Raw genomic sequence first — 20,973 nt, 5'->3', positions numbered from 1 at the left:
CGGGCGCACGGGCCGGAGCGGGCGGGCGCGCGGCCGCCGGGCGGACGGAGCGCTCCTGCGCGACGCGCTTGGGCTTGGGCGCGACGCAGTCGCCGTCCGAATCCAGCCGCTCGCCGCGCGGGCAGCTCTTGGCGACGCAGACGCCGTCGCGCTCGACCTGCCGTGCCGTGCAGGTCAGCGGGCAGATGCGGCCGCTCTGGCGCTTGAGGATGTCGAGGAAGTCGGTGGTCGGGGTGCCGGGAACATCGAGATTGGCGAGACGCGCGAACTCGCGGACGGCGCGGCTGGTGGCCTTGCTCGTCCATTCGCCGTCGGGCTTGCCGCTGTAGCAGCCGACGCGGCCGAGCTCGAGGTTGATCGTGCGCGTCAGGCCGGCCAGGTCGATCACCGCCGGCGCCTTGGCTAGCTCCAGCGCCCCGCTGGGCAAGGCGGCCAGGCGCGGGCCCTCGTCAGGGCGCGCCGGAGCCGCCGCAGCCGCGCTCTGGACACGCTGCAGTTCCTCGGTGGCGCGCCGCCGCTCGGCCTCCAGCTCGGCCATGAGCCTGATGCGCTCGCGCTCACCGGCCTCGCGAATCTCCTGCTCGGCCTTGAGCCTCGCCGCGAGTTCGGCGGCAGCGCGCTTGTTTTCCTCTTCCAGCTTGGCGAGCCTTTCGGCGATGCGGCGGTCCTCGTCCTGCTTCTGGCGGTTGGCGTCGGTCTCCGCCGCCTTGAGCTTCTCGGTCTGGGCGAGGGAGAGGCGCTCCCGTTCGAGAGCCTGACGCTCGCGCTCCTTGTCGTCCCGGGCGCGGCGCGCCTGATCGTCGGCCCGCGCCGCCAGTTCGGCCTGAGCCTTGCGATTGTCGGCTTCGAGCTGCGCCAGGCGCTCGTCGAGCTTGCGGCGCTGCTCGGCCTGCTGCCTGGCCGCGTCCTCCTCGGCCTTGCGGCGCTGCTCGGCCTGGGCCGCAGCCAGCCGGTCCTGCTCAGCCCTGGCGGCGGCCAGGCGGGCGGCTTCGGCCTGGCGCGCGCTCTCGGCCGCCGCGGCGGCCTTGCGCCGCTCTTCCTCGTAGGTCGCGAGCTGCCGGCGTAGCGCCTCCTCGCGCTGGGCGCGCTCGACGGCCTCGATCCGGGCGCGGGCGGCATCGGCCAGATAGCTCTTCGGGAAGCGCGCGACGAAATCGCGCAGTGCCGGGCCGTCCTGGCTGTCGCGCAGCTTGGCCCAGGCCTGCTGGTCGGTTTCGCTGCGGTTGAAATAGAAGTCGCCGAGCAGGGAGATCGAGAGTTCCGGCGTCTGGCGGCCACCGGTACGCTGGTTCACGCCGGCGGCGACGCGCCGGAAGAGCTGGCCCACCTCCAGCCCCGGCTCGGCCAGCTGCTCGACGAGCGCGGCGCTGAAGGGGCTGTTGCGGCCTTTGCCATCCGCGGCGACATCGTTCGCCTGCGTCGCGTATGCGACGACCATGCCCCGGTTCTGGGCGATGCGGGCAAGGCCACGGCCGATCAACGAATCCCGCGAGCGGCCCGAGCTGGTGATCCGGTCGGCCAGCGGGTTGTTGCGGCACGCGTCGAGGATGAGCAGGCGCACGCCCTTGGCGTTCTGCAGCGCATCGATGACATCGGCGACCCGGGTCGTTTCGTAGGGGATGGAGAATTCGTCGCTCGGCGCGCTGTCGACCGGCAGCAGGAAGTTCTCGCCGCGAAACTGCAGGCCATGGCCGGCATAGAAGAACAGGGCGGCGTCGGCGCCATCGGCGGCGCGGGCAAAGCGGCCGAGGGCCTCGCCCATGCCGCGACGGTCGAGATCGCGCCCTTCGATGACCTCGAAGCCGACAGCCCTGAGCGCCGCCGCCACATCCTGCGCATCGTTGCCGGGGTTGGGCAAAGCCGGAGCGGTGCGATAGGCCGAATTGCCGATGACCAGCGCGACGCGCCGCTCGCCCGTCTCGGCTGCGACGGCGCCTGCCAGGCCGCAGAGGAAGGTCAGCGCGACCAGCAGAAATCGGAAAGAGATCTGTCGGGATGTCGGCACGGCCGCGAGTCCAGCTTATGTAATGAACATGTTTTAGCTGTTGACGCGGTCAGTGCAATATCCGCCTTGTGGGTAGAGGCTGCGACGGTCTCTATGCTCAGCTCATCGCCGCCTTCACCGTCTCGACGAGCTGCTTCATCGTGAACGGCTTGGGCAGGAAGTGGAAATCCTCCCCTTCCGGCAGGTTCTTGCGGAAGGCCTCCTCGGCATAGCCGGAAACGAAGACGACCTTGGTCGTCGGGCTGCGCTTGCGCAGTTCGCCGAGCAGGGTCGGGCCGTCCATCTCGGGCATGACCACGTCGGAGATGACGAGGTCGATCTTGCCCTCGTGCTTCTGGAACTGGTCGAGCGCCTCGACGCCCGAGGCGGCCTCGTGGACGGTGTAGCCGCGCGAGACCAGCATGCGGGCGTTGAGCGCGCGCACCGCGTCCTCGTCCTCGACCAGCAGGATGACCCCCGCGCCGGTATGGTCGGCAGCGGCCTTCTTCGGGGCTTCCCTGGCTGCGGCCTCGGCGGCGATGTCCTCTTCGGTCGGGATGTAACGCGGCAGGAAGATGCGGAAATTGGTGCCGCGGCCGACGACGGAATCGCAGAAGACGAAGCCGCCGGTCTGCTTGACGATGCCGTAGACCATCGACAGGCCGAGGCCCGTGCCCTTGCCGACATCCTTGGTGGTGAAGAACGGCTCGAAGATCTTCTCCAGATGCTCCGGCGAGATGCCGGTGCCGCTATCCTCCACCTCGAGCAGCACGTAATCAGTCGCGGGGAGGGCGTCGTAGCCGAGCTCGCCGATTTCGGCCGCCGGCACGTTGCGGGTGCGGACCTGGAGCTTGCCGCCATTGGGCATGGCGTCGCGCGCGTTGACGGCGAGGTTGACCACGACCTGCTCGAGCTGGCCGAGATCGGCCTTGACCGGCCAGAGATCGCGGCCCTGGCGGACGTCGAGCGAAATCTTGTCGGCGACGACGCGCTTCAGCATCAGCGAGAGGTCGGAGAGCACGTCGCCGAGCGCCAGAACCTGCGGGCGCAGTGTCTGGCGACGCGAGAAGGCGAGCAATTGCCGGACCAGGGAGGCCGCCCGATAGGCGTTCTGCTTGATCTGCATGATGTCCGGGAAGGACGGGTCGGTCGGCTTGTGGCTGGCGAGCAGGAATTCCGAGGCGTTGATGATGACCTGCAGCACGTTGTTGAAGTCGTGCGCGATGCCGCCGGCGAGCTGGCCGACCGCCTGCATCTTGCCGGCCTGGTCCATATTGTCCTTGAGCTTGCGCTCGGCGGTGGTCTCGAGCGCATAGACGATGGCGCGCTCGCCATCGGCGTCCTCGCTCGCCGGAACCGGTGAGAGATAGAGCCTCGCCGAGCGGCCGTCCTCGCCGGCGAGCGCCACGTCGAGCGGCGCGATCTCGCCCTTGCCGGCGAGCGCCGCGTCGAAGGCCTGAGCGAAGGCGCCGTTGCCATTGACCAGCTCCTGGATGGTCGCTGGCTGGTTCTGGCCTTGCATCAGGCGGGCGAAGGACGCGTTCGAGCGCAGGATCGCGCCGTGGCGGTCGACGGTCGCGATCGCCATCGGCGTCGCATGGAAGAAGCGGGCGAAGCGCGCTTCGGCATCGGTGTGGCGGTCGGCCCCTGCTTCGCCGGCGGCGCGATTGAGCACGAGGGTGCGCGAGGCGCCGGCGCGCCCGTCCTGGCCGAAGGCGACCTGGTGGTGCAGCCGGACCGGTAGCGACTGGCCGTTGCGGCGGCGCAGGTCGACATCGAGCACCTCGATGCGGACATCGCCGGGCTGGCCGCGAATGGCCTGGATCAATGCTGCGGCGTTGGGCGAGGCGATGTCGTCGAGCTGCAGGCCGCCGGAGCCGAAGCGGGCGAGATCATAGTCGAGCCAGCCGGCCAGCGTGGCGTTGAGGTAAGGCACTTCACTGTCGGCGTCGATCGAGAGGAAGCCCGCCGGCGCGTGGTCGAGATAGTCGATCGCGTGCTGCAATTCCTGGAAGGCGTTTTCCTGGCGCTCGCGCTCCGGCGTGACGTCGGCGACGCTCCATTTGCAGGCCGGGCGGCCGGCGCGGGTGATCGGCGTGACGCGCACCCGGTACCAGCCGACCGCGCCGCGCTCGTTCAGCGCCGGTTCGAGCCGGATCTCCTCGGAGAGGCGGCGGCCGGCGCGGGCGGCGGTGGCGAGGCGGTAGATCGCCTCGGAGACCTCGGCGCGGCCCTTGAACAAGCGCTCGACCGGGGCGATCTCGCTGGCGTTGCGAGCGCCGGCGAAGGCGAGATAGGCCTCGTTGGCGTAGACGATGCGATTCTCACCCTCGGTGACGACGACGCCGTCCTCGGCGCTGTCGACGATCGCTTTGGTGAGGTCGTTGCGGGCCGAGCGCCCGGCGAACTGGACCAGCCCGATCGCGAAGGCGAACAGGCAGAACACCCCGACGACCGAGAGCAAGGCGAGCAGGCCGAGGATAAGCGGCTGCGCCCATTCATTGGCGATGAAGCCGAGCGCGATGGCGGCGCCGACCAGGAGGCCCGCAACCAAAAGAATGATGCCGACATGGCCGGGCCGGTCGGAGCGGTCGATCGCGCTCGGTGCCGTGCTTGCGCTCATTGCAGCGGGTCCGTTTCCTTCAGTCGCCCGTCGGTGATGGGTCGGCGCCGGGCATAGCGTAGAGAGATGTGCCCGACCAGCGAGTTAGGCGCGCCGACGCTTCAGGCGCAAGACGTATCCGATCACTTCGGCCACCGCCTGGTAGTGTTCGACAGGAATTTCATCGTCGACGTCGACGGTGGCATATAGCGCGCGGGCCAGAGGCGGGTTCTCGACGATCGGGATGCGGTGCTCGCCGGCGACCTCGCGGATCTTGAGTGCGATCGCATCGACGCCCTTGGCGAGGCAGAGCGGTGCGCCCTGACCGTTCTCATATTGCAGGGCGATGGCGTAGTGGGTCGGGTTGGTGATGATCACCGTCGCCTTGGGGACCTGCGCCATCATGCGGGAGCGCGCGCGCTGGGCACGCAGCTGCCGGAGCTTTGCCTTCACCTCCGGATTGCCTTCGGTGTTCTTGTATTCGTCCTTCAGTTCCTGCTTGGTCATGCGCTGGCGCTGGTACCAGGTGAAGCGCTGGTAGCCGAAGTCGCCGATGGCGATGACGGCGAAGATCGCGAGCACGCCGGCCATCAGCTTGATCGTCAGCACGAGCACGGCGGGCAGCAGCGCGTGCACGTCCATCTGGGCGAAGCCCTGCAGACGGTCGCGCTCGCCCCAGAGCACGATCCAGACGCCGACGCCGACCACCATGATCTTGGCGAGGCCCTTGGCGAAATTGACCCAGGCCTCCTTGCCGAAGATGCGCTTGGCGCCGGCCATCGGCGAGATCCGATCGAATTTCGGCATCATCGGCTCGGTGGTCCAGAGCGGCTTGTGCTGGATCAGAGCGCCGACGAAGGCGGCGATGAGGATGAAGCCGAGCGGCAGGGCCATGATGGCAAAGCCCGTCATCACACCCTTGCTGGTCACGTGGAAGAGCGCGCCCGCATCGTCCGAGACCTGATGGGCGTTCATCAGGAAAGAGCGCAGCGAGAGCGCGGCGTCGCGGGCGGAGCTGCCGGCCGCGACCAGCAGCGCCAGAGTGAAGCCGCAGAGAACGAAGAAGGTGCCGATCTCCTGGGATCTCGCGACGTCGCCCTTCTCGACGGCTTCGTCGAGCTTTCGCTGGGTCGGTTCTTCTGTGCGATCTTCGTTCTCGACGTCTCCCGCCATCGCTCTGTGTCCTTACAGGCCGATGAACTGGCGCAGGAAGGCGCCGAGATCGTCGAGGAAGACGCCCATCATCACCCCGACCGAGGCGAGCAGCACCAGCATGCCGCCAAGGATCGAGGCGGGGACAGCGAGGAAGAAGACCTGGAGCTGCGGCATCAGCCGCGCCAGCACACCGAGGCCGAGATTGAACAGCAGGCCGAAGACGATGAACGGCGCCGAGATCTGCACCGCGATCGAAAAGCCCTGCGCCATCGCCTTGACCGCGAGCGTCATCACGTCGCCGATTTCGGGGAAGCCGCCGGGCGGCAGCAGGCGATAGCTCTCATGGATGGCGGCGAGGGCCAGATGGTGCAGGTCGGCGGCCAGGATCAGCGTGATCCCGAGCATCGACAGGAAGTTGGCGAGCGAGGGGTTCTGCAGGCCGCCGGTCGGGTCGACGGTGACGGCAAAGCCGAGGCCGAGCGTCTGGGCGATGATGAAACCTGCGGTCTGGAGTGCCCCCATCAGCAGGCGCGCGCTGGCGCCGATGACGAGCCCGACCAGGATCTCGCTGATCAGGAGCCCGCCCAAGGCCGCCGGGGTCTGGGGAATCGTGATCGTGCCGCGCGCCATCGGCAGGATCACGAGCGCGACGAAGAAGGCGAGGGCGAGCCGGCCGCGCGAGAGGATCAGGCGCTCGCCGATCCCCGGCATCAGCATGACGAGCGTGCCGACGCGTGCGAAGACCAGCACGAACAATGCGCTGATCTCGGGCAGGACGGAGATCTGCATCGGGCGGACCCGGCTCCCGCGCCAGCAAGGCGCGCCGGCCGGACTCCACGACGAGGAGGCGCTGGCTGGCGCTGGACTCATTCGCCCGTGGCGATTCGGACGGCGACCCTGCCCATATAACCCGCCAGAGCATCGCCCATGAACGGCAAAAACAGCAGCAAGGCGGCGAAGACAGCGATGATCTTGGGGACGTAGACCAGGGTCTGCTCCTGGATCTGGGTCAGCGCCTGAATAAGCGAGACGACGAGGCCGACCACGAGCGCGATCAGCATCAGCGGCGCGCCGGCCTTGAGGAAGACGACGATGCCGTCGCGGGCGACGTCGAGGATGGCTCCGGAGGTCATCAGCTTGCGTTCCGTTTTTCGCGTTCGGGGGATGGCGGCGTCAGACCGGCATCCGCATGATTTCCTCATAGGCGGCGATGACGCGGTCGCGTACGGCCACCAGCGTCTCGATCGCGGCCTCGCTCTCGGCCACTGCGGTGACGACGTCGACGACGTCGGAGCGGCCGGCGGCGACCTTACCGACTTGGGTATCGGCCTGGCGGGCGCTCTGCGCCGTCGAATCCAGCGCCTTGCTGACCAGCGAGGAGAAATCGGGCAGGCCGGCTCCGGCGCCCTCCAGGCCGCCGACCGAGGCCGGCTTCTTCAACAGGGCGCTCGTGCCCATTCCCTGCATCGAGGCATAGGCGCCGGCGGCAAAGCTCGAAGTGGTCATCGGTTTGGCTCCGCTGAGTGATTGGCGCGAATTCCTGTCGTTCGGCTGCCTTCAGCCGAACGGAAAGCGCGCTGGCGCGTCAGGCGCGCAGGATGTCGATGGTGCGCTGGATCATCCGGCGCGTGGACGAGATGACGTTGAGGTTGGCCTCGTAGCTGCGCTGGGCTTCGCGCATGTCCATCGTCTCGATCAGCGAGTTGACGTTGGGCAGCTTGACCTGGCCGCTGGCGTCGGCCGCGGGGTGACCGGGGTCGTACTTGCTGCGGAAGTCGCTGCGGTCGCGGCTGACGCGGCCGAGCTCGACGACCTGGGCTTCGAGCTCGCGGTCGAGCTTGCCCTGGAAGGTCACGATCTTGCGCCGGTAAGGGTCGGTGCCGGCGCGCTCCGGCGACGAATCGGCGTTGGCAAGGTTCTCGGCGATGACGCGCATGCGGCCGGCCTGGCCCTTCAGGCCGGAAGCGGCGACGGCGAGACTCTTGAGCAGGTCCATGATGAGGCTCCTTACCGGCCTTTGCCGATCGCGATCTTCATCAGCCCGAGGCTCTTGCTGTAGAGCGAGGCGGCGAGCTGATAGTCGGACTGGTTCTGCGCGACCTTCATCATCTCGTCCTCGAGATTGACGCTGTTGCCGCTCGGCGTGGTCTCGAAGCGCTTGGGATCGCGCGGGTCGAAGCCGCCGTTCTGGCCGGAAAGGCCCAGATGCTGCGGCGAGGTCTGCGCCAGCGTCACGCCGCCATTGCCGGCCGGGGACGGGGCACGCAGGTCATGCGGCTTGAAGCGCGGCGTATCGGCATTGGAGACGTTTTCGGCAAGCAGCTTCTGGCGCGCCTGGTGCCAGTGCATCCGCGTCTTCAGCGCCCCCATCAGGCCAAGGCCGTTGTTCGCCATGCCGCAATCTCCCGTCGGCTCCTGCCGAAGTGGGAAATTATTGCCGGGTGCATGGTTAATACCGGGTTAATTCACAGGGATCTGCACGATGGGGTTAACCATCCGCTAACCATGTTTCCCGAACTGGCGGGGCTTATGATATAGCCAGCTCCGTCTATCCGCCTGATCGCCCTTACAAAGAGCGGTCGGCGGCTGTCGCGTCGCTTCATGAGGCAGACCTTGCAGACTCTGTTTGGCTTCGAACTTTCCTCCGGCCTGCGTTGGATCATCGCCTTCGCCGTGGTGCTGCTCCTGGTCGCGCTGCTCGGCTTCTTCCTGCGGCGCATGAGCGGTGGTCGGCTGAAGTTCAAGGGGCAGGGCGGAGGCCGCACGCGCCAGCCGCGCCTCGGCGTGGTCGACGTCTACGATCTCGACCGGCAGCGCCAGCTGATCCTGGTGCGGCGCGACAATGTCGAGCACCTCGTGATGATCGGCGGCGCCTCCGACGTGGTTGTCGAGACCAATATCGTGCGGAGCGGCGGACGCGTCGCGGCGCCCCTGCCGAGCGAAGGCCTGGCGGAACGTCCGCTGGCGTTCGAGCCCGAATCGCGCCCGCAGCCCGCCGAAGACACCCGGCCGGCGTCGCCTCCGTCGGTGACGGCTCCGGCGGTACCGGTCGATCCCGTGCCGCCGCCGCGGCCGGTCTCACCGCCGCCCCCGGCTCCGCCGCGCGCAGTCGTCCAGCCTCCGATTCAACCGCAGCCGCCGCGGCCGGCCCAGGCGCCAAACGCGATTCCTCCGGCCGTCGCCGCGGGCGCTGCTGGCGGAATCGGCGCGACTTTGGCGCGCGATCCCGCCCCTTCCGCCAGCGCCAGCGAGCTCGGCGACATGGCCCGCCAGCTCGAAGAAGCGCTGAAGCGTCCATTCTCGGCGGTGCGGCCAGGCTCCACCGCTCCGCGCACCGAGCCCGAGGCGCCGCCGGCGCCCAAGCCCGTCGTGCCGCCGCCTGCTCCTCCGGTACAGCAGGCTCCCGTCAAGCCTCCGGTGCCGACACCCGGGCCGGCGCGTCCGGCACTCGACATGGAAGCCGAGCTCGAAATGGCGCTGGGGCTGAAGCCTGCGCCGGCGCGTCCGGCCGCGTCCGAGGCGCCGCTGGTCGCCCCGCCGGTCTTCGCGCCGCCGAAGCCGCCCGCTCCCGCGCCGGTGAAGCTGGACGAGAAAAAGCCCGAGCCGGCGAAGGAGCAGGTGCTGCCGGTATCGGTCTCGGAAGCGGACAAGCCCGGCAAGTTCACGCCCGTCTTCGACGACGTGCTCGGCGCGGTCGAGAATGCCGCCAAGGCCGAAGGGGAGGGCAAGAACCAGCCCAAGCCGAACGAGCAGAAGCCTGCCGAAGGCAAGCCGGCCGAGGTGAAGCCTGCGGAGTCCAAGTCGACGGAAGCCAAGTCCACGGAAGCAAAGTCGGCGGAAACCAAGCCGGCGGATGCAAAGCCTGCCGACGCGAAGCCTGTCGAGGCCAAGCCTGCCGACGAGCCGAAGGCGGCCGCCAAGCCGCCCGAGGACGATCCGTTCTCGGTCGATGCGATCGAGGCCGAATTCGCCCGCCTGCTCGGGCGCGATCCCAAGCCGAAGGGCTGAGCCTGTTCCCCGGTGCGAAGGCGCCGGGGGATAGCCGCCGAAACCCTCTTCGCCCGGCAGTGAGCCTTGCTCTAGCGTTCCTCCTGCCCGCGCCGTGATTCGGGCGGGGACGGATGATGGGCAGGCGGATACCCACGGGACGCAGATTGCGCTGGTTGGCGGCGTTCGCCGCCGGGCTCGGCGCGCTCGGGGTCGCCGCGATAGCGCAGGCCCAGACGCTGTCGCTCGATCTCGGCCAGGGCGGCGTCACCGAGCGGGCGCTGCAGCTGATCGCCGCGATCACGGTGCTGTCGCTGGCCCCGTCGATCCTGATCATGGTGACCTCGTTCACCCGCATCGCCGTGGTGCTGTCGCTGCTGCGCTCGGCGCTCGGCACCCAGACCGCACCGCCCAATGCGGTGATCATCGGGCTCTCGCTGTTCCTGACCGGCTTCGTGATGGCGCCGACCCTGAAGGAGGCCTATCGCGTCGCCGGAGCGCCGCTGATCGCCGGGCAGATGCAGCCGCAAGAGGCGTTCGAGCGCGGCATTGTGCCGTTCCGCGAGTTCATGCTGAAGCATGTGCGCGAGAAGGACCTGGCGCTGTTCATGGAGATGTCGCGCGAGCCGAAGCCGGAGCGCCCGGAAGACATCCAGATCCAGGTGCTGGTGCCGGCCTTCATGATCTCGGAGCTCAGGCGCGCCTTCGAGATCGGCTTCCTGCTGTTCGTGCCCTTCCTGATCATCGACCTCGTGGTCGCGTCGATCCTGATGTCGGTCGGCATGATGATGCTGCCGCCGGTGACGGTGGCGCTGCCGTTCAAGCTGATCTTCTTCGTGCTGGTCGACGGCTGGGGACTGGTCGCCGGCTCGCTGGTGAAGAGTTACGGCAGCTGAAGCATCCGCTCAGCCCTGCCCCGGCCTTGGCCCGGCATTGGCGGCATCGGTCTCAGCCGGTTTCCGCCGCTCGCGCACGGCGCTGGAATAGGCCGGGTAGCGCTTGCGGTACTCCTTGAGGAAATCGCTCATCGTGTCGGAACCGGCGGCGGCGCGCGCGGCTTCGCGGATATCGGCGGCGCTGGCGCGGCTGGCGCCGGTGACGAAGCCGAACAGCCTGGCGTCGGCGCCCTGCGCCATCTTGGCGGCGAACTTGGTGCGCAGCCGGTCGAGCGAGAGCGCCTCGTCCGCCATGACATAGCCGATCGCGGCGCGCATCACGTCGGCGCGCTCGCCGTCGCCGAGCGGCGCCTGGCCGCGCCAGCTCTCGCCGAGGATGCGCTCCAGCGCCTCGCCGGCCTCGCGCCAGCGCCGGCCGTTCCAGAGGATGTCGGCGCCCAGCCGGTCGACCTCGGGGCCGCTCTCACCTTCGAGCAGATCGAGCGCCTGGTCGGTGCGCGACAGGTCGGAGAGCGCCTTGGATTCCAGCAGCAGGCGGGCACGCTTCACATCGGCCGGCAATTCGGCGAGCCGGGTCGAGACGATCGCCTGCAGCGCCTCCGCCGGCTTGCCGTTCATCAGCCGGATCATGGCGAGCCGTGTCGCGACGGTTGAGCGCGCGGCGCCGGTCAGGCGGCGGTCCATCTGGTATTGCAGGATCTCGCTGGCCTGGTCGAGCAGATCGAGCTCGACCAGCCGGTCGGCGAGCAGGCGGGTGATCTCGTCGCCGCGCCGGCCGATCGGCAGGTAGTCCTTGAAGTCGTAGAACAGCGCCAGGGCTTCGAGCCGCGGCAGCTTCTCCAGATCGGGATCGCTGAACAGCGCCTCGAAGCGCTGGGCGGTCTCGTCGTGCAGCAGCCGCGTCGCCGGATGTTCCGGGAAGACCTCGGTGGCGCGCCGCGCCGTCTGGAAGGCGTCGCGCCAGCGCTGTCGCTCGGCATAGAGGCGGCCGAGCTCGGCCAGGGCCTCGATCTCGATCTCGCCGCCCCGCCAGATCGCCGAGACGGTCTCGAGCCGGGCGATGGCTTCGTCGGCCGAGAAATCCGCGCGTTTCTCGGCGCGGGCGAGCTGGACGGCGCGCAACTGCGCCTCCGCTGCGATCGGCCTCGTCTTCGCCTCGAAGAGCGGCTTGTAGCCGTTGATCGCCGCCTCAGGCCGACCGCTGACGTCGTCGAGCCTGGCGCGCAGCAGCGCCAGCTCCTCGGGATTGACCAGCTCCTCCGGCATGTCGGCGAGGCGGCCGATCTGCTTTTCCGCCACCGTGGTCTCGCCACTGGCGAATGCAGCCCGGGCCATCGCCGGGCGGAACTCGGCCTGGAGGTCGGCGGGATAACGGTCGAGGATGCCTTCGGCCCGGCGGAAGCCGGCGAGCGCCTGGGCATTGCGGCCGAGCCTCTGTTCCGAGAGCGCGCGCCAGAGCCCGGTCTCGGCCTCGTCGCGGATCTGCGCCGCGTCGAATGCCTTCAGCGCCTCGGCGCTGCGATGCATGCGGGTCGCGATCAGGCCGCGCAGGAACAACGCTTCGCGATTGCCACGCATCGACGCATCGTCAGTCAGCAGCGCATTCAAGGGGCCGGCGGCCTCCGGCAGCATGCCGTTGGCGGCAAGGAAACGAGCCAGTGCCAGGCGGGTTTCGGATTTGCGGCCACGCGAAGCACCGGCTGTGTCACGCAGCATGGCGGCGGTGCGGTCGCGGATCTCCGGGGTGTGCAAGGCCGACCAGGCCTCGCTGTCGAGCAGCGGGCGGGCCGGCGCCTGTTCGCCCTTCTTCTCCGCCTCTTTCGGTTTGTCCGTGTCGAGGCTGACGATTAGCCCGGTCTGCCGGCCGATCCGGACCTCGTCGGTGTCGGCGCGCACGGCAAGATCATCCGCGACAGCGCTGACGACGACACCATGGGCACTCTGCGGCAGGCCGAACTCGAGGAAGCGATAGGGCTTGGCGACCGCCCGAGTCGGCCCGAGCGCAGTCGCGACGGCGAGACTGGGGCCGCCTTCGCTGTTCTCCAGCCAGTGCACCCCGGTCAGGCCCGGCACCGGTACAGCGACGATGGTCTGGCCGCGCTCGTCGGCGTCGCGGCGGGGCATGAGGGCGCCGGCCGGCTTGCCGGCCTTGTCGCCGAAACTCAGCGACCATTGCGGGCCGTCGTCGGAAAGCCGCACGATCTGCTGGCGGCGCGTCTTCAGCCTGACGAGGGTGACCTTGGCCTCGCGCGTGACGGTGACGCCTTCGATCAGCGCCGGCAGCACGCCTTTGAGCTTGTCGGGATCGAGCGTGTCGCGCGTATCGAAGACGAGCGTGATCCGGCCCGGTTCGGTGAAGGCGGCGGCGCCTGTCGGCCGCGAGAAGCGGAAGTCGATGCGACCGCCATCGCCGTCGACGGCAGAGGCGATCTCGACATCGCGGGGAGGGCCGCCCGCCGCGACGGCGACCGCGGGCTTGGGCTGGGCCGCCGGCGTCTCGGTTTTCGGAGCGGGAGACGGCGGCGCCCCCGCGGTCTTCTGGTCGGGAGCCTTGGTGTCCGCCGCCTTGGCTTCGGCCGGCGCCGCAGCCTGAAGATCGGCCAGCGAGAGCGGGTTGGCGGCGCCGGGGTGAGGCAGGTCGACGGTCCAGCCGGCCTCGTCGCGGAAGCTGCGGAGCTGGCGGTCTTTGGGCACGCTGAAGACGAGTTGCGTGCGGTCGTCCGCGATCGTCGCCTTCTCCAGCGTGAAGTCGGCCGGGAGCAGGCTGCGGATCTCCGACGGCGTCACCGCCAGCGCCTGGTCGAAACTCAGCGTCAGCTTGCCGTCATCGAGGCCGGAGGTGAGCATGGCTTCGGGCGGCGCCGAGAACATCAGCCGGTCGAGCGTCGGCAGGCGGGCGGTGCGGAAGCCGAGCGGCTTCGGCGCCGGAACCGGCATGCGGGCGATCTCGCGCGCGCGCGCCTCGGCCAGGCGCAGGCGCTGGGTGAGCTCGGCCAGGACCTCGGGCGGCAGACCGGGCAACTGGCCGGTCCAGTTCTCGGGCAGCAGATCGACAAAGGCCTTGTCGCCGGCTTCGAGCAGATTGGCGCGATAGGGGCGGGCGAGCGCCAGGCGCAGGCCGCGCCCGTCGGGGTCGATCCTGATCACGGAGACATAGGCCGGCAGCTCGCCGGCGAGCCGGCTCGGATCGAGTTTCACCGGCTGGCTGAAGCCGATCACGACGACGCCGTTGGCGGTACGGACCCGTGTGGTCACCGGCTCGTCGAAGGTGAAGGCGATGCGGCCGAAGCCGGCGCGCATGGCTTCGCCCCGCAAGGTCGCGGTGGCAGCCGTTGCCGGCGCGGCAAAGCCGGCAGCGAGGCTCAAAGCCGCCAGGCCTATGCCGAAGCTCAGGGACCGCAGGATACGCACGACCGCTACTCAACCCGACGCGATAGGAAGAGCGGCGACAGGCTGCTCCAACCTGCGCGGAGGCTAGCCCGTCAAGGATAACGGGGGGTTAAGGGAGGGCCGTGTCTGAAGAGGGTGCCGCTCCCTTGATATGACCTATCGAGTAGGTCCGCGCGCTGCGCGCCAGGTGCCGCGACAGGGCTCGTGCTGCCGGCGAGAGGGTTCGGCCGTTGCGCACGCAGATCTTGAGGCAGGCCTTGCGCAGATTGCGACCCTGGAGCGGAACGGCGACCAGGCGTCCTTCGACGACGTCGCGCCGCGTCGCGCAGCGGGTCAGGACGCTGACGCCGAGGCCAGCTCGCGCGAAGGAGCGCAGCGACTGGATCGAGTTGGTGACCAGCGCCGGCTTGAGCGCGACGCCGCTGGCCGCGACCATGTCGTCGACGAGGCGGCGCAGGCCGAAGGTCCGGTCGTGCAGGGCAAGGCGCATCTCGCCGATCTCCGCGATCCTGACCGAGTGCCGCCCAGCGACGGCATCGCCGGGATGGGCGGCAAGGACCAGTGCGTCGGCGATCTCGGCGAGCGAGAGCACGCTGCGATGCAGGATCGGATTGAACGCGACGATCACCTCGGCCTCGTCGTCGAGCAGGCGCTGCACCAGCTGGTCGGAACTCGCCACCATGATGTCGAAGCTCACCGATGGATGGGCGGCCGAGAATTCGGCAAGCGCGGGATAGACGAAATCGTCCATCGCGCCCTCGACCGTCCAGACGCGGACATGCCCACGCTTCATGCCCTGGAGCTCGTCGACCGCGGCGCGCGCGGTCTGGACGCTGTCGAGGATGGTACGGGCCGTCTCCAGTACGGCCGCTCCCGCGGTGGTCAGCCGCATGCCGCGGGCCCTGCGCTCGAACAGGGCCGTGCCGTACTCCTCCTCGAGGCTGGCGATCTGGCGGCTGATCGCCGAGGGCGCGACGCTCAGCGCATCGGCCGCCTCGCGGACCGAACCGTGATCGGCCACGAGCGCGAAATAGCGATAGCGGGTGAGCGACATGGCAACCGGCCGCGGTCGATGCGAGGGTCTGGACCGTAGATGAGCGTTGCCGGATCGGCAACGAACTCTCCGCGAAACCGCACTGGCTGAGCCGCCGGCCGGCCCTCTACGACTAGGAAAACCAGGCAAGGAACCGACCCGATGTACTCCACCCGCACCAGCCAGGACGGCAGCTACAGGTTCATCCCGGCCGTCTACCAGTATTCCGGCGGGGTCGCGGCCGAGCCGGGCTTCCGGATCGAGCGGGCGCAGCTGGCGAGCCCGGTTGCGCTGGACAAGGGCCTTGCGCTGATCGAGGCGCATCTTGAGCGGATCGACCGGCCGCTCACGGCGCTCTGCGCCTGCGAGCTGCGCTCGCCGGAGCCCTTCTCGGAAGGCGGCTTCGACGCCTTCAACCGGCTCTATGCGTCGCGGCTCGATCGATGGGGCATCCTCCAGGGGCAGGTGAACCCCGTCGCCCGCACCAATATCTGCCCCGAGATCGGCAAGCCGGAGACCGTCTCGCTGCATGCCTTCAGCTATACCGTTCCGGATGCCGCGGCGAAGGCGAGCTTCGTGGTGGCGGGCAGCGGCGAGGCGCCCGAAGGCGGCGCGAGCTACGCCCAGGGTACGATCCGGCCGGGTGACGCCTCGCCCGAGGGCGTGCGGGCCAAGGCGCAATGGGTGATGGGCGAGATGGAGCGTCGCCTCGCCGGGATCGGCCACGATTGGCGGGATGCCACGGTCGCGAACATCTACACGATCCGCGACATCCATCCGCTGCTGGCGGATGTCCTCCTGCCCATTACCAGCCTGGGCCGCGCCGTCACCTGGCACTTCTCGCGGCCGCCGGTAGCGGTGCTCGACTACGAGATGGATGTGCGCGGCCTGCCGCGGGAGATCGTGATCGAGGCGTCTGCCTGATCGCGCCAGCGATGTGATGCGTTGCCAGAAATCGAACGGTTAAGTGGAGACGGTCCCGATGTTGCTCGATCGACGTGCGCTTCTCCTGGCGGGATTGACCCTGCCGACGCTGGCAAACGCACAGTCTGTCTGGAAGCCGGAACGGCCGGTGCGTCTCATCCTGCCGTTCACGCCGGGCACTTCGATGGATCCGGTGGCGCGGCTGGCGCAGGAGAGCCTCAAGGACACGCTCGGCCAGAGCGTCGTGGTCGAGAACATCGCGGGAGCGGCGACGGTCATCGCCGGCGCCGAGACGCTGAAATCGCCGCCCGACGGGCACACCATGCTGATGATCGCCAACAGTTTCGCGGCGAACATCACGCTGCGGACACGAACCGCGGATTGGCAGCGCGCCTTCGTCCCGGTGGTGCAGGCGACGGTGGTGCCGCATGTGCTGACGGTCGCGCCGGCGCTGAAGGTGGACTGGGCCGGCTTCGTGAAGCATCTGCGCGACGGTGGGGGATCGATGACCTATGGCTCGCCGGGGATCGGCACCTCGCCGCATCTGGGTGCCGAGCATGTCCTGCGGCTCGTCGGCGGCAAGGCGGTGCACGCGCCCTATAACGGGACTTCGCAGCTCTTCGTCGACCTCTACGCCGGCCGGATCGATTTCGCGCTCAGCAACCTGCCCGATGTCGTGCAGCCGATCGCGGAGGGCAAGCTCGTCGCGCTCGCGGTCACCTCCGAGCAGCGGGTGAGGGAATTGCCTGATATCCCGACCTTCGCCGAGCTCGGCCTGCCGGGCCTGCTGTCGGACAGCTGGTTCGGCATCATGGTCCGCCGCGACGCGCCGGCGGCTGCCCGCGAGGCGCTCGAGCGCGCCTGGCTCACGGCCCTGGCGCGCCCTGATGTGCGTGAGCGCCTGCAAGGCTTGGGCTTCACGGTGCTGGCACGGCCAGGCGCCGAGTTCGAAAAGGTGATCGACCGCTACGTTGCGACCTATGCGACGATCATCAAGGAGAGCGGCATCACCGTCCAGCAGTGACGGGCGGGGTCAGCGCTTCGGTGCAGGCTCGATCGCCGGCAACTCGTTGCCGGCCGGCGTCGGGGCCGGAGCGCGCTCGGTGGCGACAGCAGGGCGGCCGCGCACCGAGAGAGCGACGGTAAGGCGCTCGGCTGCTTCCGGCGACATGGCCGCGAGCACGTCCGACATCTTGCGCGGGCTCATCTGCTGGACGACGGGAACCAGGATGTCGAGCGCCAGCCGGTCGAAGACGCGGGCGGCGTCCTTCGGCTTCATCGTCTCGTACATGATCACCAGGTTCTTGACCGCCTGATTGGCCTCGCTCTCCTGCTTGCGCGGGCCTTCGACCTTCTCTTCCAGCGCCTTGAGGTCATCAACCCGGCCGCCGAGCTTCTTTTCGGCCGTATCGAGCAATTTCTCGCGCATGTCGAGCTCGCGCATGCGCGCCTCGATTTCGTCGCGGCGCTGGCCGAGGCGTTCGAGCAGGGCTTTCTCGGCCGGCGAGACCGGCTGGGCGGTGCCGTTCATCAGCCCCGCCTTGTTGCTGGGATTGGCGTCGCGCTTGGCCTGTTCCTCGGGCAAGGCCTTCGGTTTCGGCGGGTCGATCGTGCCGGTGGTCTCGGGGTCCATCAACAGGTCGGGCTGATGGGCCTTGGCGATGATCTTGGCGAGGCCCCCGGCCTCCTTCTCCGGCTTCGCGGTGAACACCGGGGCGCTGGCGGGCACCTTCCCCGGATAGGGCTCCCCCGACCAGGCGAGCAGCTTCAGCGCCAGGAGGCCCATGGCGCCGAGGATGACGGCCGGAATGAGGCGGGGCGTCTGGATCACGCAGCCTGGCCCTCGAGCCTGCGGGCGGCGCGGGCGCGGATCGCGGCGGCGGCGTCGGCGGTGCTGGCCATGCGGGAGAGGGCGGGCTTTTCCGCGACGGGCTCGGCCTTGGGCGCGACCATGGTCGCGGCGCTGACGATCTGGCCGATGCGCTCCATCACGGTCTGGCCGGCCTCGATCTGCTGGGCGAGGTCGGCGGCATAGCGCTCGGCGGTCTGCAGTCGCTCGGCGAGGGTGCGATCGCAATCGCCCAGCGTCAGCTTCAGGCCGGCGATGGCGCGCTCGGCCGTGTCGGTGGCGGAGATCAGGGCGCCGATGGTCTGGCGCATCGCGCTCTCATCGGCCTTCAGCCGCTCGATGCGCTTGGAGAGCACAAAGCAGGTGACGATGGTGGCGACCAGCAGGCAGGCGACCAGGGCATCGGCGATCAGGGTGATGGTCATGGGCTGGTCTCCCTGATCAGGTCGGGCTGAGATGGCTGGTGTCGAAGGCGGCCATGGTCGTCTTGGAGCGCCGCAGCGGGCTGACGACCTGGACGGCGATCTTGTCGTCGACGCGGCCGATCCGGCCCTCGCTGACGATGAACTCGCCGCAGCGCAGCGAAGCGACCGAATCGGGACGGGCGTCGAACATCAGCGTGTCGCCGATTTCGAGCTTCATCACCCGCTTCAGAGGCATGGTGCATTCGTGGAGGACGCATTTCACGGCGACGTCCGCCTGCCAGACCTCGGTGGCCAGGTGGTTTTCCCAGATCGGGTCGCGCCCGAGCTTCTCACCCATGAAGCTCTCGAGGAGCAGCTCACGGATCGGTTCGATGGTGGCGTAGGGCAGGAGCAGATGGAGCGAGCCGCCGCGTCCTTCCATGTCGAAGCGCAGTTCGACGCGGATCGCGGCATTGGCCGGGCGCGAGATCGAAACGAAGCGCGGATTGGACTCGATCCGGTCGATTCGGAAGTTCACCGGCGATAGCGGTCGGAAGGCGGCCTCGGCATCGCTGAGCACGACGCCGATCACGCGGCGCAGCAGGCTCATCTCGATCGAGGTGAAGGGGCGTCCGTCGACGCGTGCCGCCGCCTGGCCGCGCTTGCCGCCGAGCATGGTGTCGAGCACCGAATAGGTGAGGGCGGACTCGATGGTGACGAGGCCGAAATTGTCCCATTCCTCGGCCTTGAACACCGCCAGCATCGCCGGCAGCGAGATCGAGTTGATGTAGTCGCCGAAACGTACCGAGCGGATGCCTTCCAGCGTCACCTCGACATTGTCGCTGAACAGGTTGCGCAGGCTGGTGGAAAGCAGGCGGACCAGACGCTCGAAGATGATCTCGAGCATCGGCAGGCGTTCATAGGTGACCGAGCCCGAATCGACGATCGCCTGGATGCCGTTGCGGCCGCCCTTGCCGTCATCTCCGATGGAGAAGCCGAGCATGGTATCGATCTCTTCCTGATTCATCAGGCGATCGATATTGGCCTCTGCCTCGCTGCCATCGTCCTCGATGATGTCGGACATGGTGGCCCACTCGGCCGCCATGCCTTCCGGCGTCAGCGGAACCTTGTCCTTGTCTTCGAGATCGTCGTTGGCCATGGCGGTCTGCTTTGCGCGATCGGGCTGCCGCTATTGCAGCAGCAATTCCTTGAAGAGGACGGCGTCGACCTTGGCCGGGTAGACGGTGACGTTGACCCGGCGCAGCAGCTCTTCCTTCAGGCGGTACATGCCGGCCGAGCCGTCGAGGTCGGAGGGGCGCAATTCGCGCATGAAGACCTGGAAGGCGTCCTCGACGCGCGGCAGCAGCGGCTTGACCTGGTCCGCGGTCTTGGGATCGGCGATCTCGAGCGCGACCTTGATCCTGACGATCGGCTGGCGGTCCTGCTGCGGGCCGGCGCTGATGCCGATCATCATGTCCTTCATCTCGACGAAGGTGATCAGCTTCTTGGCGGCCGCGGCAGCCTGCTCGGCGGTCACGTCGTCGGCCGGCTTCTTCTGGAGGAAGAAGAACCAGCCACCGCCGCCGAGCGCGGCGACGAGCGCCAGGGCGCCGCCGATGATGACGAGCTTCTTCTTGCCGGACTTCGGCGCCACTTCGGCGCCGCCCTCAGCGGCTTCCTCGTCCTTTTTCGCCTTCTTCGCCATCTCGGCCCGCCCACTCGGGACGGGCGCCGCCCCGGCCCGTCTCTCTGGCGTTAACCTTCGCCCGATCACGGTTAACGGCCCGTTAAGGGCGGCAATTCTTGCCGGGTCGTTTCTGCCGCGCGGGCGGTTTCCGTCCAGCGGTGGTGAAGGCTCGCTTTCAATCTATCTTCAATGATATCAATAATTTGTCCGGATTAACCATGTTGGCACGTCGCTTGCCACCTGTTTGCCGTGGCCACCGCGCTGGGGAGCGTCGGGGCGGCCACGGGACAGATCGGGAGCAGGAGCCGTGGAAAACGCGCTTCTCGTCAGCCTGTCGCGCCAGATGGCTCTGGCGCGCGAGCTCGACGTCATCGCCAACAACGTCGCCAATGTCGGCACGAACGGCTTCAAGGCCCGTTCCGCCCGTTTTGCCGAGTATATCTCGCCGACGGCGCGGGCCGACACCTTTCCGACCATGGATCGGCGGCTCTCCTATGTCATCGACAAGGGCACGCCGATCGACCTGTCCGGCGGCATGATCGAGCGCACCGGCAACCCGCTCGACGTCGCCCTGCAGGGCGACAACTACCTCGTCGTCCAGACCGCGCAGGGCGAGCGATACACCCGTGCCGGATCGCTCGAGATCAACGGCCGCGGCCAGCTCGTGACCCAGGCCGGCCAGCCGGTCATGGGCGATGGCGGGCCGATCGTGTTCGGCTCGACCGAGAGCAATGCCCGTATCGCCACCGACGGCACCGTCACCTCCGACCAGGGCCAGCGCGGCAAGCTCCGGATTGTGCGCTTCGACAATCCCCGGGCGCTGGCCAGCGACGGCGCCAACCTGTTCTCCTCGACCGCTGCCGCCCAGCCCGCCGGGCCGCAGGCGCGGCTCGAGACCGGAGCGATCGAGCGCTCGAACGTCAAGGCCGTGGTCGAGATGACCCGGCTGGTCGAGGTCCAGCGGGCCTATCAGACGCTGTCGGCGATGATGGGCAAGACCGACGAACTACGCGCCAAGGCGATTTCGCGCCTGGCCGATCAGCAAGCCTGACGCGGAAGGAG

General features: G+C 68.7%; 19 protein-coding genes. 5 read left to right on the top strand and 14 right to left on the bottom strand.

Annotation, left to right across the window (positions count from 1 at the left end):
* The 8 genes from CXY91_RS27635 to flgB all read right to left on the bottom strand — a co-directional run.
* Positions 1–2,005 (bottom strand): caspase family protein (locus tag CXY91_RS27635; protein WP_100965155.1); only part of this gene is annotated, 2,005 nt, incomplete at its 3' end.
* A gap of 97 nt (positions 2,006–2,102) precedes the next feature.
* Entirely contained in the window at positions 2,103–4,607 is a 2,505-nt protein-coding gene (cckA, locus tag CXY91_RS27630; RefSeq protein ID WP_100965153.1) for a cell cycle histidine kinase CckA, read from the bottom strand.
* Positions 4,608–4,691: 84 nt separating this feature from the next.
* A complete protein-coding gene (gene flhB / locus CXY91_RS27625; RefSeq protein ID WP_100965151.1) occupies positions 4,692–5,759 on the bottom strand; it encodes a flagellar biosynthesis protein FlhB in 1,068 nt (355 codons plus the stop codon).
* Between the two features lie 12 nt (positions 5,760–5,771).
* Entirely contained in the window at positions 5,772–6,530 is a 759-nt protein-coding gene (gene fliR / locus CXY91_RS27620) for a flagellar biosynthetic protein FliR (protein WP_091840855.1), read from the bottom strand.
* Between the two features lie 77 nt (positions 6,531–6,607).
* Positions 6,608–6,874, bottom strand: coding sequence for a flagellar biosynthesis protein FliQ (gene fliQ, locus CXY91_RS27615; RefSeq protein ID WP_091840857.1), 267 nt, complete (start codon positions 6,872–6,874; stop codon positions 6,608–6,610).
* A 40-nt stretch (positions 6,875–6,914) separates the two neighbouring features.
* On the bottom strand, positions 6,915–7,247 hold the full coding sequence (gene fliE / locus CXY91_RS27610) for a flagellar hook-basal body complex protein FliE (RefSeq protein ID WP_100965149.1): 333 nt from the start codon (positions 7,245–7,247) through the stop codon (positions 6,915–6,917).
* 79 nt (positions 7,248–7,326) lie between these two features.
* Positions 7,327–7,737 carry a flagellar basal body rod protein FlgC gene (gene flgC / locus CXY91_RS27605; RefSeq protein ID WP_091840862.1) on the bottom strand — a complete coding sequence of 137 codons (411 nt, stop codon included), beginning with the start codon at positions 7,735–7,737 and terminating at the stop codon, positions 7,327–7,329.
* A gap of 11 nt (positions 7,738–7,748) precedes the next feature.
* Positions 7,749–8,135, bottom strand: coding sequence for a flagellar basal body rod protein FlgB (gene flgB / locus CXY91_RS27600; protein WP_091840864.1), 387 nt, complete (start codon positions 8,133–8,135; stop codon positions 7,749–7,751).
* 219 nt (positions 8,136–8,354) lie between these two features.
* On the opposite strand from flgB, the gene CXY91_RS27595 reads away from it, so the two are divergent.
* Both CXY91_RS27595 and fliP read left to right on the top strand, forming a co-directional pair.
* Complete coding sequence (locus tag CXY91_RS27595) at positions 8,355–9,749, top strand: flagellar biosynthetic protein FliO (protein WP_100965147.1); 1,395 nt, start codon at positions 8,355–8,357, stop codon at positions 9,747–9,749.
* Positions 9,750–9,865: 116 nt separating this feature from the next.
* Positions 9,866–10,624: a flagellar type III secretion system pore protein FliP gene (fliP, locus tag CXY91_RS27590; protein ID WP_248307663.1), complete on the top strand. Its 759-nt coding sequence runs from the start codon at positions 9,866–9,868 to the stop codon at positions 10,622–10,624.
* 9 nt (positions 10,625–10,633) lie between these two features.
* Here fliP and CXY91_RS27585 read toward each other — a convergent pair whose 3' ends face one another.
* Both CXY91_RS27585 and CXY91_RS27580 read right to left on the bottom strand, forming a co-directional pair.
* Positions 10,634–14,035 carry a tetratricopeptide repeat protein gene (locus tag CXY91_RS27585; protein ID WP_100965143.1) on the bottom strand — a complete coding sequence of 1,134 codons (3,402 nt, stop codon included), beginning with the start codon at positions 14,033–14,035 and terminating at the stop codon, positions 10,634–10,636.
* 88 nt (positions 14,036–14,123) lie between these two features.
* Entirely contained in the window at positions 14,124–15,068 is a 945-nt protein-coding gene (locus CXY91_RS27580; protein WP_100965131.1) for a LysR family transcriptional regulator, read from the bottom strand.
* A 141-nt stretch (positions 15,069–15,209) separates the two neighbouring features.
* Between CXY91_RS27580 and cnbZ the strand changes: the two genes are divergently transcribed.
* Both cnbZ and CXY91_RS27570 read left to right on the top strand, forming a co-directional pair.
* The gene (cnbZ, locus tag CXY91_RS27575; protein ID WP_100965129.1) at positions 15,210–15,971 is read left to right on the top strand and encodes a 2-amino-5-chloromuconate deaminase CnbZ; all 762 of its coding nucleotides are present in this window, start codon (positions 15,210–15,212) and stop codon (positions 15,969–15,971) included.
* A gap of 58 nt (positions 15,972–16,029) precedes the next feature.
* Complete coding sequence (locus tag CXY91_RS27570) at positions 16,030–16,995, top strand: Bug family tripartite tricarboxylate transporter substrate binding protein (RefSeq protein WP_100965127.1); 966 nt, start codon at positions 16,030–16,032, stop codon at positions 16,993–16,995.
* A gap of 9 nt (positions 16,996–17,004) precedes the next feature.
* Here CXY91_RS27570 and CXY91_RS27565 read toward each other — a convergent pair whose 3' ends face one another.
* The 4 genes from CXY91_RS27565 to fliL are packed head-to-tail and all read right to left on the bottom strand — an operon-like array spanning position 17,005 to position 19,929.
* Positions 17,005–17,802 (bottom strand): MotE family protein, encoded by a 798-nt coding sequence (locus CXY91_RS27565; RefSeq protein ID WP_248307662.1) that lies wholly within the window; start codon positions 17,800–17,802, stop codon positions 17,005–17,007.
* Entirely contained in the window at positions 17,799–18,245 is a 447-nt protein-coding gene (locus CXY91_RS27560; protein WP_091840884.1) for a DUF6468 domain-containing protein, read from the bottom strand. Before CXY91_RS27560 ends, CXY91_RS27565 begins: the two co-directional genes overlap by 4 nt.
* 16 nt (positions 18,246–18,261) lie before the next feature.
* Entirely contained in the window at positions 18,262–19,383 is a 1,122-nt protein-coding gene (gene fliM / locus CXY91_RS27555) for a flagellar motor switch protein FliM (RefSeq protein WP_091840886.1), read from the bottom strand.
* Positions 19,384–19,413: 30 nt separating this feature from the next.
* Positions 19,414–19,929, bottom strand: coding sequence for a flagellar basal body-associated protein FliL (gene fliL / locus CXY91_RS27550; RefSeq protein WP_100965125.1), 516 nt, complete (start codon positions 19,927–19,929; stop codon positions 19,414–19,416).
* Positions 19,930–20,218: 289 nt separating this feature from the next.
* Between fliL and flgF the strand changes: the two genes are divergently transcribed.
* Positions 20,219–20,962, top strand: coding sequence for a flagellar basal-body rod protein FlgF (gene flgF, locus CXY91_RS27545; RefSeq protein WP_100965123.1), 744 nt, complete (start codon positions 20,219–20,221; stop codon positions 20,960–20,962).
* Positions 20,963–20,973 lie beyond the last annotated feature (11 nt).

This window comes from Allobosea sp. FBZP-16 (assembly GCF_002831785.1).
Lineage (GTDB): Bacteria > Pseudomonadota > Alphaproteobacteria > Rhizobiales > Beijerinckiaceae > Allobosea > Allobosea lupini.
This window is presented reverse-complemented; position numbering and strand designations above follow the sequence as displayed.

Coding starts and splice junctions, on each gene's coding strand:
- flhB (WP_100965151.1), bottom strand. CDS start 5,759: ATGGCGGGAGACGTCGAGAACGAAGATCGCACAGAAGAACCGACCCAG.
- CXY91_RS27570 (WP_100965127.1), top strand. CDS start 16,030: ATGTTGCTCGATCGACGTGCGCTTCTCCTGGCGGGATTGACCCTGCCG.
- fliM (WP_091840886.1), bottom strand. CDS start 19,383: ATGGCCAACGACGATCTCGAAGACAAGGACAAGGTTCCGCTGACGCCG.
- CXY91_RS27560 (WP_091840884.1), bottom strand. CDS start 18,245: ATGACCATCACCCTGATCGCCGATGCCCTGGTCGCCTGCCTGCTGGTC.
- fliL (WP_100965125.1), bottom strand. CDS start 19,929: ATGGCGAAGAAGGCGAAAAAGGACGAGGAAGCCGCTGAGGGCGGCGCC.
- fliR (WP_091840855.1), bottom strand. CDS start 6,530: ATGCAGATCTCCGTCCTGCCCGAGATCAGCGCATTGTTCGTGCTGGTC.
- cckA (WP_100965153.1), bottom strand. CDS start 4,607: ATGAGCGCAAGCACGGCACCGAGCGCGATCGACCGCTCCGACCGGCCC.
- flgB (WP_091840864.1), bottom strand. CDS start 8,135: ATGGCGAACAACGGCCTTGGCCTGATGGGGGCGCTGAAGACGCGGATG.
- fliE (WP_100965149.1), bottom strand. CDS start 7,247: ATGACCACTTCGAGCTTTGCCGCCGGCGCCTATGCCTCGATGCAGGGA.
- flgC (WP_091840862.1), bottom strand. CDS start 7,737: ATGGACCTGCTCAAGAGTCTCGCCGTCGCCGCTTCCGGCCTGAAGGGC.
- fliP (WP_248307663.1), top strand. CDS start 9,866: ATGGGCAGGCGGATACCCACGGGACGCAGATTGCGCTGGTTGGCGGCG.
- cnbZ (WP_100965129.1), top strand. CDS start 15,210: ATGTACTCCACCCGCACCAGCCAGGACGGCAGCTACAGGTTCATCCCG.
- fliQ (WP_091840857.1), bottom strand. CDS start 6,874: ATGACCTCCGGAGCCATCCTCGACGTCGCCCGCGACGGCATCGTCGTC.
- CXY91_RS27580 (WP_100965131.1), bottom strand. CDS start 15,068: ATGTCGCTCACCCGCTATCGCTATTTCGCGCTCGTGGCCGATCACGGT.